The organism is Corynebacterium sp. TAE3-ERU16, assembly GCF_019209935.1.
Classification (GTDB): Bacteria; Actinomycetota; Actinomycetes; order Mycobacteriales; family Mycobacteriaceae; genus Corynebacterium; species Corynebacterium antarcticum.
In genome coordinates this window covers 477,152-496,191 of the sequence record NZ_JAHUTN010000001.1, presented here as the reverse complement: position 1 = coordinate 496,191, position 19,040 = coordinate 477,152, and the positions used below count along the sequence as shown (strand labels likewise).

Sequence of the window (19,040 nt, the reverse complement as noted above, 5' to 3'; positions counted from 1 at the left end):
GGGAAGCCCGTTTCAAGATAAGGTTTCGTTTGAGGTTCCCCATAGACCATGGGGTTGATAGGCCGGATCTGGAAGCACAGTAATGTGTGGAGGTGACCGGTACTAATACACCGAAACAAAACAACACATGCGTATGAAGCATTAGGTTTTTGTTGCTCGCGTCCACTAGCCAGTGTCTGGCACCAACACCAGCACACATATTTTGTGTGTGTGACACCTTTTTGAGATGTGTCGGTGGTTTTAGCGGTGGGGAAACGCCCGGTCCCATTCCGAACCCGGAAGCTAAGCCCACCAGCGCCGATGGTACTGCATGCGGGAGCGTGTGGGAGAGTAGGACACCGCCGACACTACAACTTCACATAACAGGCACCGGCCCGGATCGACAGGAACGTCGACCCGGGCCGGTGCTTTTTTGTCGTATTCAGCCTGCGGCACATGCCCGGGTGTGTGGCCCGCCCGGGGGGTCATCTCACCCGGTGACGGGCGGGTTTGCGAGGTCATCGGTGGATTCCCGGGTGCCCGCCCCAGCGGTGCGGTTGCGCGGGGGCGGGGCCTGGTTGTTGCGGGCACCGTCACCGTCGGGACATCCACCCCGCCACGCCGACCCGCGCTCTCTACACCACACGCCCCCGGAGCGCGGGAGGGGAGACGGACAACGGACCGTGCTTACCTACTAGCACACGAGGGACGCGGACATCGCGGCGAGAATCCCGAGGACGACCGTCGCGACGCCGTAACGCAGTGCGCGGATGTTCTGTCTGGTCCTGATGAGCTCGCCGAGCTCCTTCGCCAGCGTCGACCAGGTCGAGAGCGCACCACTGAACCCGGTCCCGGCGAGGAGAGCGGTTCCCGGACCGAGGTGTGTCGTCTCGATCGTGGTGATGACACCGAGAAGGAAACAGGCGATGGTGTTGGCCGTGAGGGTGCCGTAGAGCTCGGGGAGAAGACGGCCGAGCCAGTAGCGGCCGACACCACCGAAGGCGGCACCGACCGCCACGAGGAGCAGTGAACTGACGCTCATTCAACGACCTCCCCGGGCTTCGTGGCGGGTCGGCCACGGAAGGTCCGTCCGGATGCGAAATCGCCCAGCAGCCACCCCCCGATACAACTGACCAGTGTCGCGGTGAGGTAGACGGCCGCCAGCGGTGTATCGGATTCGGTGAGAAGGACCGCGAAGGTCGAGAAGCTGGTGAAGCCGCCGAGCACGCCCGTGCCGAGAAAGGGGCCCGGCTTACGCCACCCCATGAGGAAGGACCCCAGCGTATTGACGGCGATCAAAGGCTGCATACCCGGGCCGAGAGCGAGGATCACGAACCAGCGGAGAACGGCTCCCAGTGCGGCTCCCGCAGCCACCTGGATGGTTGGCTTCATGTGGGAATACGTTACACCCGCCGGCCGGGGCTTCGCGGCGTGGGGACGGTCAGGTCCAGTCCATTCCCCGGCGTTCGAGGAACTTCTCGATGTCCGCGGCCGAGGCCCGGAGCTGCGGATCGAAACGGAGGTACGCGCGGGTCTCCCGCGCCACGAAGCCGGAAACCAGGAGGATTCCGACGATGTTCGGCAGCACCATCATGCCGTTCGCCAGGTCGGAGAACGTCCAGACCGTGGTGAGTTCCGTGACCGCTCCGATGAATACCGCGATGGTGAATGCGAGCCGGTACCACATCGAGGAACGTGGTCCGAAGACACTCATCATGCAGCGTTCGCCGTAGTAGGACCACCCCAGGATCGTCGAGAACGCGAAGAAGATGATCGAGATGCTCACCAGTTCGTCCCCGAAGGTGCCGGGGAGACCGTTGCCGAAGGCCTCGGAGGTCATCAGGTTGGCCGCGTTCTCGCCGTGGTTCCAGACACCGGTCACGATGAGCACCAGTCCGGTGAACGTGATGACCACCAGCGTGTCGATGAACGTCTGGGTCATGGAGACGAGGCCCTGACGTACGGGGTGGAGGGTCTTCGCCGCGGCCGCCGGGATCGCACCGCTACCCATCCCGGACTCGTTCGAGAACAGGCCACGGGCGACGCCCATGCGCATCGCCATGATGATGCCGGCTCCGGCGAATCCACCGGTGGCGGCGGTGCCGGTGAAGGCGTCGGTGAGGATGAGCGCGAACGCCCCCGGGATCTGGTCGATGTTGGCGACGAGAACCCACGTCGAGGCGACGATGTAGATGACGATCATGAGCGGGACGAATGCGGAGGTGACCTTGCCGATGGCCTCGATGCCGAAGAACAGCACGATTCCGACGATGAGGAACATGACCGCGCCCGACACCCACGGCGGGATGCCGAACGAATCCTGCATACCCGCAGCGACCGCATTGGACTGCGTCATGTTGCCGATGCCGAAGGCGGCTATGGCCGTCGCGACGGCGAAGAACGTCGCCAGGTAGCCGCCCATCGGGCCCTTGATGGTCTTGCGCAGGTAGTACTGCGGCCCACCGGCCTGTTTGCCGTTGGTGTCCGTCTCGCGGTGGAGGGAACCGAGGAAGGCCTCGGTGTACTTGGACGCCATCCCGAGAAGACCCGTCACCCACATCCAGAACAGTGATCCGGGGCCACCGATCGACATGGCGGTCGCGACACCGACGATGTTGCCCACGCCCACCGTGGCCGCCAGCGCCGTGGTGAGGGCTTCATACTTGGAGATGTCCCCGTTTCCCTCGTCCTCCTCCTTGTCGAGGAAGGCGTGGCGGAGGGCGCGCCCGAGGGTGCGGAACTGGATTCCGCGGAGCCGGAAGGTGAGGAAGGCACCGGTTCCGAGGAGCAGCGGCAGCAGGAGGAACGGCCCCCAGACGATCCTGTCGAGTGCGGTCAGAAACTCGTTTAAGCTGGTCATGACGGTCTAACCTACCGTGTGACAGGTAGCAGGCCGAGTTACTCCAGAAATTCTGCACCCCTTCCGCCGTCCGCACGGCACCGTCCGGGGGCCGGGGAATCTCTCCGTCGTCACGGGTGATGCGGTGTTTTCGGCGGCCCGTCGGACATGGCAGCGGGGCCGGCGGGGGCAGATTATCTGCTACCCCCGCTCGCGGGAACGGCTCCGTCATCCGGTGCCGGATGCGGAGCCGTTCATTTTCCCGTGCGTCAGTGGCCGGGGGCTACTTCCAGTCCATACCCTGACGGACGAGGAACTCCTGGCATTCTTCGGGGGACCTGTGCAGCTTCGGATCGAACCTCAGGTAGGCGTTCGTCTCCTTGACCACCAGACCCGACAGGATCAGCAGACCGATGAGGTTCGGCAGGGCCATCAGCCCGTTCGCCACATCGGAGAACGTCCAGATCGGGGTGAGCTCGGAGACGGCGCCGATGAACACGCACACGGTCGCGATCATCCGGTAAGGCACGGTGGAGCGGGACCCGAAGAGCGACTGAAGGCAGCGCTCGCCGTAGTAGTACCAGCCCAGGATCGTGGAGAAGGCGAAGAACACGACGGACATGGAGACGATGGTTCCGCCCCACTGTCCGGGGAGGCCGCGGGAGAAGGCCTCGGCGGTCATGATGTTGGCGTGCTCCTTGCCGAGGTCCCACGCGCCGGTGGTGATGATCGTCAGGCCGGTGAAGGTGACGACGACGATGGTGTCGATGAAGGTCTGCGTCATGGAGACCAGTGCCTGGCGCGTCGGGTGGGACGTCTTCGCCGCGGCTGCCGCGATGGCGCCGGTCCCGATGCCGGACTCGTTCGAGAAGATACCGCGGGCGACACCCATCTGGAGCACGAGGATGATCGCGGAGCCGGCGAACCCGCCGACCGCGGCGGTGCCCGTGAACGCATCGGTGAAGATCAGGCCGATCGCCGCGGGGATGTCGGCGGCGTTGCGGAACAGCACGATGAGCGACCCGCCGATGTAGAGGATGATCATCAGCGGGACGAAGGCTGAGGTGATCGTTCCGATGGCCCGGATGCCCCCGAGGAGAACGGTGCCGGTGCACACGAACATCAGCACGCCGGACACCCAGGGGTCCACGCCGAAGGTGTCCTGCATGCCCGCGGCCACGGCGTTGGCCTGGGTCATGTTGCCGATGCCGAGGGCCGCGATAGGGGCGAGCACCGCGAAGAAGAAGGCGAGCCAGCGGCCCAGGGGGCCCTTGATGCCGCGTTTCAGGTAGTACTGCGGACCGCCGGACTGCTCGCCCCTGGCGTCCGTGACGCGGAACCGGACACCGAGGTAGGCCTCGCTGTACTTGGAGGCCATGCCGACGAGACCCGTCATCCACATCCAGAACAGGGCGCCGGGGCCGCCGACCGAGAGTGCGGTCGCCACACCGACGATGTTTCCGACGCCGACCGTGGCCGCGAGCGCCGTGGTCAGTGCCTGGTAGTTGGGGATGTCTCCCTCACCGTCCTTGTCGTTGGTGTCGACGAAGCCGTGGCGCAGGCCGAGGAGGAGCGCGCGGAACTGCAGGCCGCGTAGCCGGATCGTCAGGTAGAGGCCCGTCCCGAGGAGGAGCGGGATGAGCAGGAACGGGCCCCAGATGATGCCGGACAGTGTCGTGAGCAGGTCATTGAGCGTGGACATGTTCTAGGAAATTACAGGTTTCGTTCAGTCAATCAAAAGGACAGCCCCGTACGGGGCGCCCCTGTCCACCACCCCCGGTACGCCCGGGATGTGGGGCCATGTTTCCGAAAGGCCGTGCGGGGGCGTCGGGGTGGGGGGTGTGTTCCTGCGCGTCGACCTGATTAGGGGGAAGATTGAGGTGAACCCGGGGACCGGAGCCACGACCTCTGTCTCCGACGCGCCCGCCCGACACCCCGAACATGTAAGGAGCCCTCCACCGCCATGGCACATGACCGCGCAGGACAACCAGCCCTCGACAGTGATCTCATCGACATCGCGGAGGTCGTCACCGCGTACTACACCCGCGTCCCGGACGTGGAGGACCCGGACCAGCAGGTCGCCTTCGGAACGTCGGGGCATCGCGGGTCGTCACTCGACACGGCCTTCAACGAGAACCACATCCTCGCGACGACCCAGGCGATCGTCGACTACCGCGTCAGGGAGAAGATCGGGGGGCCCGTCTACATCGGGCGGGACACCCATGCGCTGTCCGAACCCGCGATGGTCTCCGCACTGGAGGTCCTCATCGCGAACGATATCCCGGTGCTCGTCGACGACCGCGGCCGCTACACGCCCACGCCCGCGGTCTCGCACGCGATCCTCGCCCACAACGCCAGGCTCGACGGTGGCGTGACGGGCACCGACCCGCGACGTGCTGACGGGATCATCATCACCCCGTCCCACAACCCGCCCCGGGACGGCGGATTCAAGTACAACCCGCCGAACGGTGGTCCCGCGGACACCGACGCGACGGACTGGATCGCCGCCCGGGCGAATGAGCTTCTCCGCGCGGGGCTCGACGGGGTCCGCCGGACTCCGGTGTCCGGCGTGCTCGACCGGCGGTGCGGACGGCACAACTACCTGGACACCTACATCGCCGACCTCCCCAACGTCGTCGACATGGAGGTCATCCGGGAATCGGGCCTGACCATCGGCGCCGACCCGATGGGTGGCGCGGCCGTCGACTACTGGGGCGCGATCGCCGATGCGCACGGCCTCAACCTCACCGTCGTCAACCCCCGTGTCGACGCGACCTGGCGCTTCATGACCCTGGACACCGACGGCAAGATCCGGATGGACTGCTCGAGCGCGAACTCCATGGCCTCACTCGTGGCCAGCCGCGGCGACTTCGATCTCGCGACCGGAAATGACGCCGACGCCGACCGGCACGGCATCGTCACCCCGGACGCGGGCCTGATGAACCCGAACCACTATCTCGCGGTGGCGATCGACTACCTCTTCCGCCGTCGCCACAACTGGGACCAGCGAATCAACGTCGGCAAGACCCTCGTGTCATCCTCGATGGTCGACCGTGTCGTGGCGGATCTCGGACGGACCCTCGTCGAGGTTCCCGTCGGCTTCAAGTGGTTCGTGCCGGGGCTCATCGACGGGACGATCGGCTTCGGCGGCGAGGAATCGGCCGGCGCCTCCTTCCTGCGCCGGGACGGCTCGGTGTGGTCCACGGACAAGGACGGCATCATCCTCGACCTGCTCGCGAGCGAGATCACCGCGGCGACGGGCAAGACCCCGTCCGAGCGGTACGCCGAGCTGGAGCAGAAGTTCGGCAGCCCCGTCTACGCCCGTACCGACGCCCCGGCGAACCGGGAGCAGAAGGCGGTGCTGAAGAAGCTCTCGCCGGAGGATGTCACGGCGACGGAGCTCGCGGGGGAGGCCATCACCGCGAAGCTCACGGAGGCGCCCGGCAACGGGGCGCCGATCGGTGGCCTGAAGGTGACCACGGACTCCGCGTGGTTCGCGGCGCGGCCCTCGGGCACGGAGGACAAGTACAAGATCTACGCGGAGTCCTTCCGCGGCGCCGACCACCTGAAGGAGGTCCAGGCGCAGGCGCAGGAGCTGGTCGCGGGCGTCCTGGGAGACTGAGCCCGGTCGGCGCGGGCCGGAGGGTGGAGAAGGGTCTCCGCCCGCCGGCCCCGTTGTCGCCGGGGCATCCGCGGTGCGGCGGCCCAGAGGCCGCGTTCCCGTGAACCCGTCGCCGGAGGCCAAGGTTGCGCTAGTGTTATCGGGTGTGACCAAGAATATGAAGAAGACGTCGGTGAATCCTGCGGCACATGTCGAGGCGGCGAAGCCCGAGTTCGTTCCCGCCAGGTACGACAGCCGATCGATCACCCTCGACGTGGTGTCGGCCCTCGCACGGCTGGCGCTCGCTGCGGTGTGGCTCTACAGCGGCTGGCAGAAGCTGTCGGAGCCCGTGGACACCCGGCTCGCCGTCCGCGCCTATGAGCTGTTCAGCGACGACACCGCGGACCTCATCGCGATCGTGCTGCCGATCGGCGAGCTGATCCTCGGGGTGTTCCTCCTCGTCGGACTCTTCCTTCGCTTCAGCGCCTTCATCTCCCAGGTGCTCCTCCTTTTATTCATCGTGGGCATCGGCTCTGCCTGGATCCGCGGCCTTTCCATCGACTGCGGTTGCTTCGGCGGAGGCGGCGTGGACGAGGGCGTCACCTGGTGGTCATACCTCTCCGAGATTCTCCGCGACATCGTCTTCCTGGTCCTGGCTTGGGTGGTCTTCCGGTGGCCGTTCCGGCGATTCGCGCTCCACGGCTGAGCGACTAGGCTGCTTGATCGGGGAGTATCGTGACGCTCCCCACGGGGCTCCCCACGGCCAGGATTGCGGGGAGATCCGCCCGGGTGTGCCGGGTTTCCGCCGCGCGCACCGAACATCCACTCCGACCGTAAGGGTTCAAACAACGTGAGTAAGAAGATCAAGTCCCCGAATGAGAAGGGGCACGGTTTCCTCTGGGCGCTGGTGGCTGTACTGGTCGTTGCGGTGATCGTGATCGGTTACATCATCACCTCCAGTGACGGTGAAAAGCAGGCGGCGAACGGGACCTCCACCACCGGAACTGAAACCGAGGCGGTGGAGATCGAGGCCGGACAGACGGAGGCGGTGGACTTCAACGTCGACCTGCACGACGGGTACATCACCCTGTCCGCGGACTCCGCTGACGCGGACACTCCGACGGTGGACCTCTACGAGGACTACTCCTGCCCACACTGCGCGGAGCTCGCCGAAGCCACGGACGCCGAGATGAAGGACGCCGTCACCGCCGGTGACCTGGTCGTCAACATCCACCCCCTGAACTTCGTCGCCGGCGGCGATGAGGGGCACTCCACGAGGGCGGGAACCGCTGCGATGGTCGTCGCCGGCAGCGGGGACGCCGAACTGTACTGGAACTACCGGAAGGCACTGCTGGAGAACCAGCGGAAGATCTTCGACAGGTGGACCTACGCGACGTTCGCGGACGCCGCCGTCCGACTCGGAGCCGATGACGAGCTCGCCGAGAAGATCCGGACAGGTGGGGAACAGGGTGAATTCGAGAAGGCCGCCTCCGCGAACGCAGAGAAGCTGAAGGAACAGACCGGTAAGGTCTCCTCCCCGCGTATCATCCGCGACGGCAAGGACGTCGACCTGAACAACTGGGTGGCCACCGTCGCCGGATGATCCCCCGGTTCGGCAGGTGGGAGGGAGGCTCCCGACGGAGCCTCCCTCCCGTCCGTTACAGTCACCGGGAACAGGCGATTTGTTCGCCGCAGGACCCTCCGTGTAGATTGGGGGAGTCTCAATGAGGGGCTATGGCGCAGCTGGTAGCGCACCACACTGGCAGTGTGGGGGTCAGGGGTTCGAGTCCCCTTAGCTCCACTGTGAACCGGAACGATCCACGGATCGACCGGCTCACGGTTCCGGACTCCGGTCCGTGGACGAGGTAATTTCATGTGAGGGGCTATGGCGCAGCTGGTAGCGCACCACACTGGCAGTGTGGGGGTCAGGGGTTCGAGTCCCCTTAGCTCCACTTCACGGAAACCATGACTGAGGCCTCCCGCCATCCGGCGGGAGGCCTCAGTCATGGTCGTTCCTGTCCGACGGGCGGATCGACCGATCCGCAGCGCGGCGGGCGTTCCGTCACCCGTTGTCGCTGTGCGGTGCGAGGCGCTCCGCACCGTCGAGGAGCAGGTCTACCTTGCGCCGCCACCACTGCTTCAGGCCTTCGTCGAGGATCCGCGCCAGTGCATCGGTGAGCTCGGGGGACAGCCCTGACCGGTCCAGCAGGTCGCGGGCCGCCCGATCGGCGCCGGCCTCGGGACCGACGGGCAGCAGTCGTTCCGTGCGGTTGACGGTGTCCGCCGTCATGTCCGCGAGTGAATCGAGGACGAGCAGGGCGTCGCTGATCGCCCAGCCGTACGTTCCGTGCAGGACCCGCGTCGACTCCTCCATGAGTCCGGTGATGTTCCGCGGGGGAGTGTCCTCGAGTGTGTAGAGGGTGGCCGCCATGCCGGGGTGTCCGGCGAGAAGGGACCAGTTCAGTTCGGCGACGCCGGTGAGGTACTCGCGCCACGTGGTGTGGGCGAACTCGCGTGGGTGCTCCGCGATCGCCCTGTCCACGGCGCTCCGGAGGAGTTCCCGCCGGGAGCCGATGTACCGGTACAGCGAGGACTGGTCGACCCCGAGGTGCCGGGCGATGGCGGTGGTGGTCGCTCCGTCGAATCCGAGGGCCAGTACGGCACGCTCGATGTCTGCCCGGTTCAGCTGCGCCGGCCTGCCGGGACCTCTGGTGCCCATGGAACTCCTCACTGCCGGTTGCCTGTACCCGAGTCTACCTTCGGCGCCGGTCCGAAAATTTGAAACAAGCTATTGCGAAAAGGTTTGCCTCGCCTTATCCTGTTGGCACGGCGTCGGCGGAGTCGACCGCGGCAACGGGTAGAACGGGGAGAGAGATGACGCAGGAACAGGCGGAGAAGACCCGGTACACGGCCGCCGAGAAGTGGACGCTCACCGCGGTGGTTCTGGCCTCGTCACTCATGGTGGCGGACATGATGATCGTGGCGGTCGGACTACCGGCGATCGCCGAGGACCTCACCGACGCCACGCTCAGCAGGATGCAGTGGATCGTCGTGGCCTACTCGCTGGCGTTCGGCGCCCTCATCCAACCGGCCGGGGCGCTGAGCGACCGGCTCGGCAGCAGGCGGATGTTCATGGTCGGGATCATCGCGTTCACCGCCGCATCCGTCGCCTGCGGCGTCGCGCCGTCGATGGCCGTGCTCATCGGGTTCCGTGCCGTCCAGGGCGTCGCGGCGTCCGTGATGTTCGCGAACGCGATGCCGCTGCTGGCGAGGTGCTTCGACGGGGAGCGCCGGACGATGGCGATAGCGATCTGGAGTGGAGCGGTCGGGATCTCCGCGGTGCTCTCGCCGGTGATCGGCGGACTGCTCGTCGACGCATTCAGCTGGCGTTCCATGTTCCTGATCAACCTCCCGCTCGGCGTGCTCACCGTACTCGTCGCCGTCCGCTACCTGCCCCCGGACCACGACCGGGAGCGCCACCCCAACCCCTTCGACCTGATCGGTTCGGGGCTTCTCGCCGCCGCCCTCATCGCGTTGAACTACGGGGTCACCCGCGCTCAGGAGGACGGCTGGACCCACGACACGGTACTCGCACTGCTCGGTTCATCCCTCGTTCTGCTGGCGCTGTTCACCCTCCGGGAACTGAGGTGCGCCGCCCCGGTGCTCGACCTCCGGCTGCTCACGCACCGCACGTTCCTCGGAATCTCCCTGACCGCGGTGATCAACCGGTTCATCACCGGCGGGGCCGTGGTCTACTTCATGCTCTACCTGCAGCAGGGGCACGGGTACACGCCGCTGCAGACCGGATTCCTGCTCTTTCCGCTCGGTGCCAGTGCCATGGTCGGGTCCATCGCCGCCGGGAAACTCCAGGGGAGGTATCCGGCCGCTGGTGTTCTGGCGGTCGGCGGGGTCCTGCTGGCCGTAGCGTCCGTGCTGTTCGTGTGGCAGGTCACCGCGTTGCACGATCCGCCTTGGCTGATACCGGGGACGATCGTCTGGGGAGCGGGCAACGCCCTCGTCAACACGCCCCTGATGAACGTGGCGACACGGTCGGTGCCCATCGGCCAGGTGGGGATGGCGACCGGGCTGCTCAACAGCTTCTTCCCGATCGGGGCATCCGTGGGCACGGTGGTTCTCGGCACGGTGTTCACGGGCGTGCTGGCGGGCCCCCACACGAGTGCGCTGGCGGGACTCGGTGCGGCCACCGGCAGGATCTACATCTTCGTGTGCGTGCTGGCACTGGTCGGCGCCGTGGTGGCGTGGGCCCTGGTCCGGCCCGAGGAGTGAATCCGACGAACCGGTGCGGTGTTCCGGGCGGCGCAGCGGAAATGCGCGGCTTAGACTGGAGGAATGACCCACACCATCGTCGTTGACCGCTGCACAGATCCAGACAATCCGGACGGCACCGTCGTCACCTCCCGGATGATCACCGAGGATGACACCGTGTACGGGGAGGGGGACATCCTCATCGACGTCACCTACTCCAGCCTCAACTACAAGGACGCGCTCGCGCTCCGCGGGACGAAGGGCGTCGCCCGGACCCTGCCCCTGGTGCCCGGCATCGACGCCTGCGGAACCGTCGTCGACAGTGACTCCGACAGGTTCGCCCCCGGGGACCGCGTCGTCGTCAACGGCGCGGGGCTGGGGGAGACCCGGGCCGGTGGGTACACCGGCAAACTGCGGGTCGACTCCGCCTCGACGGTGCACATCCCGGAGAGCATCAGCACGCTCCGCTCCGCGGCGATCGGCACCGCCGGATTCACCGCGGCACTCTCCGTCGACGCGCTGACCGGCGCGGGTGTGAGCCCGCAGGACGGTCCGATCCTGGTGACCGGGGCGACCGGCGGCGTCGGCACCACGGCGATCCTCCTGCTCGCGAGCCTCGGCTTCGACATCGTGGCCGCGACGGGCCGGGTGGCGGAACACTCCGACATGCTGCGGGAACTCGGGGCGGCGGAGATCATCGACAGGGCCGAGCTCGCTGAGCCCGGCCGCCCACTGCAGTCCGAGCGCTACGCCGGGGCGGTCGACACGGCGGGTTCCCACACCCTGGTCAACGTACTCGCGCAGGTCCGTTGGGGCGGCGCGGTCACCGCCTGCGGCCTGGCCCACGGGGCCGATCTCCCCGGAACGGTCATGCCGTTCATCCTGCGGGCGGTGAAACTCCTCGGGATCAACTCGGTGGACGCACCGCCGGAACTCAGGGAACGGGCCTGGAAGCTGTTGTCCGAGCATCTCGATCAGGCGGCGCTCGACCGTGTCACCACGATCCGGCCCCTCTCCTCCGTGGCGCAGGCCGGCGAGGAGCTGCTGGCCGGAAAGCTCGCCGGTCGCACCGTCATCGACCTCAGCGCCTGAGCATCACGCCCCCATTCGGGCCACCGTGACCTCCTGTTCCGCCGCCGGAACGGGCGGCATCGGCAGCTCGGACCGGGTTCACACCCCCGGTTGGGGCGACTGTCACAGATGTCTCCCACCCCCGCGCGTCGCTTCGGTGGAACAATGGGGATATGAAAAACAACGATGACGTCATCACGGTCCTGAACGATGAAGAGTGCGCCGAACGTCTGAAGCGCGTCCACCTCGGGAGGGTCGTCGTGCGCCGGTCCGATGACATGGACATCTTCCCGGTGAACTTCGTGATCGACGACGGCCGGATCTACTTCCGCACCGCCGAGGGCTCCAAGCTGTTCACGATCGAGCTCAACCATGACGTTCTCTTCGAGGCCGACGAGGTCGCCGACGGACGCGCCTGGTCCGTCGTGGTCAAGGGCGACGGTGAGCTGCTGAAGACCAACGCGGAGGTCCAGCACGCCGACACCCTGCCGCTCAAGCCGTGGCTGCCCACCCTGAAGTACAACTACGTCCGCATCACCCCCAGGGAGATCAACGGACGGGAGTTCCGCCTCGGGGACGAGCCCGAGCGCTACTGATTCCGTGGGCTTCACCAAGCACGCCCCCTCGGCGGACGCCGCCGGTGCGGAAGCCGCCGGACTCAGGTGGCTGCGTGAGGCGAGCCCCTGCGTCGTCGAGGTCCTCGACACCGATGACGCGACGATCACCACCCGGCTCGTCGAGGCCGCGCCCGCGACCCCGGAGGCCGCGTACCGGGCCGGGCGCGAGCTGGCGCGCATACACGCCGCCGGCGCCGAGGCCTTCGGCTGCCCGCCCGCGCCGGGCGGCGAGCCCTGGACCGGCACGAACTACATCGGGTCGGTCCCGCAGCGCTGCGAGCCCACCGATGACTGGGCTGGGTTCTACACCGGGCAGCGGGTCCTCCCGTTCGCCCGGGCGGCGCACCGGAAGGGGAACATCGCGACGGAGACCCTCGATCTGGTCGAACGGGCCTGCGGTGCGATCCGCGGGCACCGGTGGGAGGTGTCCCCTGCCCGGATCCACGGGGACCTGTGGGCCGGAAATCTGCTCTTCGGTGCGGACGGCCCGGTATTCATAGACCCGGCCGCGCACGGCGGGCATCCGGAGACGGATCTGGCGATGCTCGCGCTCTTCGGGGCCCCGTACCTGGGGGAGATCCGGCGCGGCTACATCGAGGAGTCCGGTGCCGCCCCGGACTTCGACGTCTCGACCCCGATCCACCAGCTGCACCCGCTCGCGGTGCACGCCCGGACCCACGGGTCCGCCTACGGGCCGGAACTCCGGCGGGTCGCCGAGGACACCCTCCGGGTGCTGGGCGACTGACCCGGTCCTCCTGCGGGTGTCGGATCACTCCCGCCACCAGGTGTCCTGCGGGGTCACCGGAAGCGCGCGCTTGTGCCGCCCGATCCGCCACAGGTGCTCCAGACGCTGCACGGCGGCATCCGGGACGTCGACGTCACCGGAGCCCTCGACGTAGTCGTCGATCTGCCGGTAGGTGATGCCCAGCGCCTCCTCGTCGGGGAGTGCCGGGCGGTCGTCCTCCAGGTCCGCGGTGGGTACCTTCGTCCAGGTTGAACTCGGTGCGCCCAGTTCCTCGAGGAGCGCCGCGCCCTGCCGCTTCGACAGCCCGAACAGGGGGAGGATGTCCGCCGCGCCGTCCCCGAACTTGGTGAAGAATCCGGTCACGTTCTCCGCGGCGTGATCGGTGCCGATCACCAGCCCGCCCTTCTCCCCGGCGATGGCGTACTGGGCCATCATCCGGGCCCGAGCCTTTGCGTTCCCCCTGTTGAAATCCCCGAGCTCCGGGATGCCCAGTGCCGTGGACACCGCGGCGTCGAGGGCGTCTACGGTCTCCCGGATGTTGACGGTGAGCACCTGATCGGGGCGGATGAACTCCAGAGCGGTCTGTGCGTCGTCCTCGTCGGCCTGGACGCCGTAGGGGAGGCGTACGGCGTGGAACGTGGCATCCGTACCCGAACCCCGGAGGCGTTCGACGGCGAGCTGCGCGAGCCGGCCTGCGAGGGTCGAGTCCTGGCCTCCGGAGATACCCAGGACGTAGCAGGACAGCCCGGTGGAACGGAGATATTCGGCGAGGAAGGTGACGCGCTCCTCGACTTCCTGCGCGGGATCGATCTCCGGCTTCGTGTGCAGGGCGGCGACGATTGAGGTGCGGGTGCGTTGCTGTTCGGGCTTCATGGCCGCCCAGTCTAGTGGGCGGCGTGTGGAACGTATCGGGCCCGACCACGGTTTCGGGGGGCACCGGCGTCCGGGTTTGTCCCGGGGGAAACTGTCCGATAGTATGAGTCCTCGTGTCATGGCAAGGCCGTCCCACGAGTCACCGGGCAGCAGTACGAATCAGGTAACGAGCAGTGCTGAGTCGGTGACGGGACCGGAACCCGCCAGAGAAGCAGACAAACCGGCTGTCCGCCGGTCCACGCGCATGAGAGAAAGGAGCGCCCGATGAAGGTCCGCAAGTCACTTCGGTCGCTGAAAAACAAGCCGGGCGCCCAGGTCGTGCGTCGCCACGGCAAGGTGTTCGTGATCAACAAGAAGGATCCGCGTTTCAAGGCCCGTCAGGGTTAATCAGACGCGTCATCCCGGTGGAGGCCGGGCGGGGGCCGGAGTGATCCGGTCGCCTGCCCGGCCTCTCCGCATTCACGGCCACGCGCGGGGGAACATTCGGGGGAGTGCCCAAATATAACGTTTTCATAACATGCCCCCCGGCCGCCGGCTGGCGAGCTGGGGAAACGCCGGCAGGGGGTCGGCGGCGAGCGACAAGCGTGTAATTTCACGCTGCGCACTAAGGGCAGATGTAGTGTCCCCGGGCGGGGGTTTGCTGGGAATTCATGAGCCAGAACTACTACATGATGTGTCACTTGCTGTAATCAACCACAAAGTATAGTGTTCGTTTCTGTCACCGGTTGAACCGGCGCATCCCCACCGAACACCCCGGTGGAGCTCCTGACAGTCGCCCAACGGCGGCGTGAGTCACCGCTCGGACGCAGACGAACAAGCCTCTCGAACACACAAGGAAGTCCACTCATGGCCATCACCGTTTACAGCAAGCCCGCATGTGTGCAGTGCACCGCCACCAAGAAGGCCCTGGACCGTGCTGGTCTCGACTACGAGCTCGTCGACATCAGCCTCGACGATGAGGCCCGTGACTACGTGATGGCTCTGGGCTACCTCCAGGCACCGGTCGTCGAGGTCGACGGTGAACACTGGTCCGGCTTCCGTCCGGAGCGCATCCGCGGCCTGGCGGCACAGGTAGCCTGAGGATCGGGCAGTCACGCGGAATGTGAGTGAGGGAAGAGCCGCGCGGAGGGCGTCAGCAACCGCCCCGCTGCGCGGCTTTCGCATTGTCTCCGTTCCGTGGGGCGCGTCAACCGAGACATCGGAACCCGGACCCCGGCGGCGGTGACTCCGCCGGGTGGACGAATTTCACAGTCACCGGCACCGGAAGGGAGCGACCATCGGCGATGCTCGTCGTCTACTTCTCATCCGTCACGGAGAACACCCACCGCTTCGTCGGACACCTGGGTCTCCCGAGTGCCCGCATCCCCCTACGGCGCACGGATCCCCCGTTGATCGTCGACGAGCCGTACGTGCTCATCTGCCCGACCTACGGCGGGGGAGCGTCGGTGGCCGGACACGAGTCGCGTCCTGTGCCCTCCCAGGTCATCCACTTCCTCAACAACCCGCACAACCGCGAACTGCTCCGCGCGGTCGTCGCCAGCGGAAACACCAACTTCGGCGCCGACTACGCACGCGCGGGCGACGTCATCTCCGCCAAGTGCGGTGTGCCGTTCGTCTACCGTTTCGAACTCATGGGGACCCCCGAGGACGTCGCGATCCTGCGTCACGGCCTCGAGGCCCACGGGCCGGCACTCGGCCTCGTGCCGCACACGGGTGCCCGGTCCACGGCACCGGCCGGATAGCACGATCCATATTCTTTTAATCCTTTTGTCATTCAGAACCAATCACCGGCCGCGGATGCGGCCCGACCAGGAGAGACATGTCAGAGATCGGAAAAACCGTGGCTGAACCCGTACAGAAGGCGGACAAGCTCGACTACCACGCCCTCAACGCCCTGCTGAACCTCTACGACGACGAGGGCAGGATCCAGTTCGACAAGGACCGGGAGGCGGCGAACCAGTTCTTCCTGCAGCACGTGAACCTGAATACCGTGTTCTTCCACGATCTCGAGGAGAAGTTCCGCTATCTCCTCGAGAACGACTACTACGAACGCGAGGTCGTCGAGCAGTACGACTTCGAATTCATCAAGGCGCTGTTCAAGCAGGCGTACGCCCACAAGTTCCGGTTCCGGACGTTCCTCGGCGCCTACAAGTACTACACGTCCTACACCCTCAAGACGTTCGACGGAAGCCGCTACCTGGAGCGCTACGAGGACCGCGTGTGCATGGTCGCGCTGACCCTCGCCGCCGGCGACAGGGACCTCGCCCGTGAACTCGTCGACGAGATCATGACCGGCCGGTTCCAGCCGGCCACCCCGACCTTCCTCAACTCCGGTAAGGCGCAGCGCGGCGAACCCGTCAGCTGCTTCCTTCTGCGTATCGAGGACAACATGGAGTCCATCGGCCGCGCCATCAACTCCGCGCTGCAGCTGTCGAAGCGGGGCGGCGGCGTGGCCCTGCTGCTGTCCAACCTCCGTGAGGCAGGGGCGCCGATCAAGAAGATCCAGAACCAGTCCTCCGGTGTCATCCCCGTGATGAAGCTGCTCGAGGATTCGTTCTCCTACGCCAACCAGCTGGGTGCCCGGCAGGGCGCCGGTGCCGTCTACCTCAACGCGCACCACCCGGACATCCTGAAGTTCCTGGACACCAAGCGCGAGAACGCCGACGAGAAGATCCGCATCAAGACCCTCTCCCTCGGCGTCGTGATCCCCGACATCACGTTCAAGCTGGCGAAGAACAACGACGACATGTACCTGTTCTCGCCCTACGACGTCGAGCGCGTCTACGGCAGGCCCTTCGCCGACATCTCCGTCACCGAGCACTACGCCGAGATGGTCGAGGATCCCCGGATCCGCAAGACCAAGATCAACGCCCGCGCCTTCTTCCAGACGCTCGCCGAGATCCAGTTCGAGTCCGGCTACCCGTACATCATGTTCGAGGACACCGTGAACCGGGCCAACCCCATCGAAGGTCGGATCACGCTGTCCAACCTCTGCTCCGAGATCCTGCAGGTCTCCACGGCGTCGACGTACAACGAGGACCTCACCTACGAGCACATCGGCGAGGACATCTCCTGCAACCTCGGCTCCATGAACATCGCCAAGGCCATGGACTCCCCGGACTTCTCCGCGACCATCCGGACCGCGATCCGCGGCCTGACCGCGGTCAGTGAGCAGACCTCCATCGACTCGGTGCCGTCGATCCGCAAGGGAAACGACGCCGCACACGCCATCGGCCTCGGCCAGATGAACCTGCACGGCTACTTCGGCCGCGAGCGGATCCACTACGGGTCCGAGGAGGGCCTCGACTTCACCAACGCGTACTTCGCCGCCGTGATGTACGAGTGCCTCCGAGCCTCCATGGCGATCGCCCGCGAGCGCGGCGAGACCTTCGAGGGCTTCGAGACCTCCGACTACGCCGACGGCAGCTTCTTCGACCGCTACGATCCGGCGGAGTTCGAGCCGAAGACCGATCGGGTGAAGGAACTGTTCGCGGCGTCGACGATCCACACCCCGACCGCGGAAGAGTGGGCGCAGCTGAAGGCGGACATCGCCGAGCACGGCATGTTCAACCGCTACCTGCAGGCTGTTCCGCCGACGGGGTCCATCTCCTACATCAACAACTCGACGTCGTCGATCCACCCGATCGCCTCCCGCATCGAGATCCGCAAGGAGGGGAAGATCGGCCGCGTCTACTATCCGGCGCCGTACATGACGAACGAGAATCTCGAGTACTACGCGGACGCGTACGAGATCGGGTACGAGAAGATCATCGACACCTACGCCGTCGCCACCCGGTACGTGGATCAGGGGCTGTCCCTGACGCTGTTCTTCAAGGACACGGCGACCACCCGGGAGATCAACCGCGCCCAGATCTACGCCTGGCGCAAGGGGATCAAGACGATCTACTACATCCGTCTCCGGCAGACCGCACTCGTCGGTACCGAGGTCGAGGGCTGCGTGAGCTGTATGCTCTGATCTGCGCCCGAACCATCAGAAGGGAGCTCCCCACCGGTCGATTCCGGTGGGGAGCTCCCTTCTGATTCTGATCTCCGGGTCAGGCTCTCTCCTGGAGGGACAGTGCGGCACCGACCTCGGTGACCAGTGCGCGGGCCTGGCGCTCGGCCTCCGCCGGATCGCCGTGGAGGATCGCGTCCGCGAGAGCCTCGTGCATGTCCATGGCCTCGTCGTTGGGGTACTCCGGCTGCAGGCCCAGATCGGTGCGCCCGGCGAGTACCGCGGCGACCGTCGTCGCCAGGGCGGCGAACATCTCGTTGCGGGACGCGGTGAGCATCAGGGTGTGGAACTCGATGTCGGCGTCGAGGAACTCCGCGGTGGCGCCGCGCCCCTCGTGCCCGAGCCGGCGCAGCGTGGCGGCGAGCTCCCGGAGTCGGGCCCGTTCGGTGGGCGTGCCGGAAAGTGCCATCGATCTGGCCGCGATCGGTTCCACCGCCTCGCGCAGACTCGTCAGGGAGGCGAGCTGACCGTTTCGTTCGGTCGGGCATTCCAGACGCCATCGGATGACGTTGCTGTCGAACACCGCCCACTCGGCCGCGGCCCGGACGGTGAGTCCGATGCGCCGTGAGGAGGAGACCAGGTGAAGATGCTCCAGTGCACGCATTGTCTCCCGGGCGACTGTCCGGGAGATGGTGAATCGTTTGCAGATGTCGTGCAGTGTGAAGGTCTGTCCCGGGGCCAGTTGGCCACTGACTATTTCGGATCCGAGCTTGTCGAGGACGCTGTCCAGGAGAGGCGGACGGGTCGGTGTGCGTGTGGTCATTGTGGGAACTTCTCTGCTTCCGTGGAAGGCGGTCGTCCGGGGCGTCCGTGTCACACCGTTCGGGTGATTGCCAGGCTCCGGTGTCGTTGACGTGTGACTCAGCATAACTGGGGCACAGGTTCGACCAGGAGTCGTTGCACAGTGGGTGGCCCACATTGGGGGCGTTCGGTGGACTTGTGCTGGTCACCTGATTATTTTACAGCCCCGAAAGGGGGGACCTTCGGGGAATGATGCTATTAATTCTTGTGTTTTCATCTCCGGCATCGGAGAG

18 protein-coding genes, 2 tRNA genes and 2 rRNA genes are annotated in these 19,040 nt (G+C 66.3%); 15 read left to right on the top strand and 7 right to left on the bottom strand.

What is annotated here, in order from left to right:
- Together KRX55_RS02225 and rrf are read left to right on the top strand one after the other, a co-directional pair.
- Positions 1-127, top strand: a 23S ribosomal RNA gene (locus KRX55_RS02225); the annotation flags it as partial.
- Between the two features lie 103 nt (positions 128-230).
- A 5S ribosomal RNA gene (gene rrf / locus KRX55_RS02220) occupies positions 231-347 on the top strand.
- Positions 348-673: 326 nt separating this feature from the next.
- Here rrf and KRX55_RS02215 read toward each other — a convergent pair.
- The 4 genes from KRX55_RS02215 to KRX55_RS02200 all read right to left on the bottom strand — a co-directional run bounded on the left by KRX55_RS02215 (position 674) and on the right by KRX55_RS02200 (position 4,520).
- Positions 674-1,021, bottom strand: coding sequence for a fluoride efflux transporter FluC (locus KRX55_RS02215; protein ID WP_218406192.1), 348 nt, complete (start codon positions 1,019-1,021; stop codon positions 674-676).
- The gene (locus KRX55_RS02210; protein ID WP_218406191.1) at positions 1,018-1,371 is read right to left on the bottom strand and encodes a fluoride efflux transporter family protein; all 354 of its coding nucleotides are present in this window, start codon (positions 1,369-1,371) and stop codon (positions 1,018-1,020) included. Before KRX55_RS02210 ends, KRX55_RS02215 begins: the two co-directional genes overlap by 4 nt.
- 49 nt (positions 1,372-1,420) lie before the next feature.
- Positions 1,421-2,839, bottom strand: coding sequence for an alanine/glycine:cation symporter family protein (locus tag KRX55_RS02205; RefSeq protein ID WP_218406190.1), 1,419 nt, complete (start codon positions 2,837-2,839; stop codon positions 1,421-1,423).
- A 262-nt stretch (positions 2,840-3,101) separates the two neighbouring features.
- On the bottom strand, positions 3,102-4,520 hold the full coding sequence (locus KRX55_RS02200) for an alanine/glycine:cation symporter family protein (protein ID WP_218406189.1): 1,419 nt from the start codon (positions 4,518-4,520) through the stop codon (positions 3,102-3,104).
- Positions 4,521-4,781: 261 nt separating this feature from the next.
- Here KRX55_RS02200 and pgm point away from each other — a divergent pair, with 261 nt between their 5' ends.
- From pgm to KRX55_RS02175, 5 genes are all read left to right on the top strand, one after another.
- Positions 4,782-6,440 (top strand): phosphoglucomutase (alpha-D-glucose-1,6-bisphosphate-dependent), encoded by a 1,659-nt coding sequence (gene pgm, locus KRX55_RS02195; RefSeq protein WP_218406188.1) that lies wholly within the window; start codon positions 4,782-4,784, stop codon positions 6,438-6,440.
- Between the two features lie 241 nt (positions 6,441-6,681).
- Complete coding sequence (locus KRX55_RS02190; RefSeq protein ID WP_370625737.1) at positions 6,682-7,125, top strand: MauE/DoxX family redox-associated membrane protein; 444 nt, start codon at positions 6,682-6,684, stop codon at positions 7,123-7,125.
- Between the two features lie 144 nt (positions 7,126-7,269).
- Entirely contained in the window at positions 7,270-8,022 is a 753-nt protein-coding gene (locus KRX55_RS02185; protein WP_218406187.1) for a DsbA family protein, read from the top strand.
- A 125-nt stretch (positions 8,023-8,147) separates the two neighbouring features.
- Positions 8,148-8,220 (top strand) — tRNA-Ala (locus KRX55_RS02180).
- Between the two features lie 78 nt (positions 8,221-8,298).
- Positions 8,299-8,371, top strand: a tRNA-Ala gene (locus KRX55_RS02175).
- Between the two features lie 110 nt (positions 8,372-8,481).
- Here KRX55_RS02175 and KRX55_RS02170 read toward each other — a convergent pair.
- Positions 8,482-9,138 (bottom strand): TetR/AcrR family transcriptional regulator, encoded by a 657-nt coding sequence (locus KRX55_RS02170; protein WP_218406186.1) that lies wholly within the window; start codon positions 9,136-9,138, stop codon positions 8,482-8,484.
- 155 nt (positions 9,139-9,293) lie between these two features.
- On the opposite strand from KRX55_RS02170, the gene KRX55_RS02165 reads away from it, so the two are divergent.
- The 4 genes from KRX55_RS02165 (at position 9,294) to KRX55_RS02150 (ending at position 13,118) form a co-directional block, all read left to right on the top strand.
- Positions 9,294-10,706, top strand: a complete 1,413-nt coding sequence (locus KRX55_RS02165; RefSeq protein ID WP_218406185.1) for an MFS transporter — start codon at positions 9,294-9,296, stop codon at positions 10,704-10,706.
- Positions 10,707-10,769: 63 nt separating this feature from the next.
- Positions 10,770-11,777: an MDR family oxidoreductase gene (locus KRX55_RS02160; RefSeq protein WP_218406184.1), complete on the top strand. Its 1,008-nt coding sequence runs from the start codon at positions 10,770-10,772 to the stop codon at positions 11,775-11,777.
- Between the two features lie 152 nt (positions 11,778-11,929).
- On the top strand, positions 11,930-12,352 hold the full coding sequence (locus tag KRX55_RS02155) for a pyridoxamine 5'-phosphate oxidase family protein (protein ID WP_218406183.1): 423 nt from the start codon (positions 11,930-11,932) through the stop codon (positions 12,350-12,352).
- Between the two features lie 4 nt (positions 12,353-12,356).
- On the top strand, positions 12,357-13,118 hold the full coding sequence (locus KRX55_RS02150; RefSeq protein ID WP_218406182.1) for a fructosamine kinase family protein: 762 nt from the start codon (positions 12,357-12,359) through the stop codon (positions 13,116-13,118).
- A 24-nt stretch (positions 13,119-13,142) separates the two neighbouring features.
- On the opposite strand, the gene nadE is transcribed toward KRX55_RS02150, so the two are convergent.
- A complete protein-coding gene (gene nadE, locus KRX55_RS02145) occupies positions 13,143-13,991 on the bottom strand; it encodes an ammonia-dependent NAD(+) synthetase (RefSeq protein ID WP_218406181.1) in 849 nt (282 codons plus the stop codon).
- 264 nt (positions 13,992-14,255) lie between these two features.
- Between nadE and ykgO the strand changes: the two genes are divergently transcribed.
- The 4 genes from ykgO to nrdE all read left to right on the top strand — a co-directional run bounded on the left by ykgO (position 14,256) and on the right by nrdE (position 17,967).
- Positions 14,256-14,378 (top strand): type B 50S ribosomal protein L36, encoded by a 123-nt coding sequence (gene ykgO, locus KRX55_RS02140; RefSeq protein ID WP_012732041.1) that lies wholly within the window; start codon positions 14,256-14,258, stop codon positions 14,376-14,378.
- 459 nt (positions 14,379-14,837) lie between these two features.
- On the top strand, positions 14,838-15,071 hold the full coding sequence (nrdH, locus tag KRX55_RS02135; RefSeq protein WP_198737806.1) for a glutaredoxin-like protein NrdH: 234 nt from the start codon (positions 14,838-14,840) through the stop codon (positions 15,069-15,071).
- Between the two features lie 203 nt (positions 15,072-15,274).
- Complete coding sequence (gene nrdI / locus KRX55_RS02130) at positions 15,275-15,733, top strand: class Ib ribonucleoside-diphosphate reductase assembly flavoprotein NrdI (RefSeq protein ID WP_218406180.1); 459 nt, start codon at positions 15,275-15,277, stop codon at positions 15,731-15,733.
- A 77-nt stretch (positions 15,734-15,810) separates the two neighbouring features.
- Positions 15,811-17,967, top strand: a complete 2,157-nt coding sequence (gene nrdE, locus KRX55_RS02125; protein ID WP_218406179.1) for a class 1b ribonucleoside-diphosphate reductase subunit alpha — start codon at positions 15,811-15,813, stop codon at positions 17,965-17,967.
- 79 nt (positions 17,968-18,046) lie between these two features.
- Here the strand turns inward: nrdE and KRX55_RS02120 are convergent, their stop codons facing one another.
- Positions 18,047-18,769, bottom strand: a complete 723-nt coding sequence (locus KRX55_RS02120; RefSeq protein WP_218406178.1) for a FadR/GntR family transcriptional regulator — start codon at positions 18,767-18,769, stop codon at positions 18,047-18,049.
- Between the last annotated feature and the right edge of the window lie 271 nt (positions 18,770-19,040).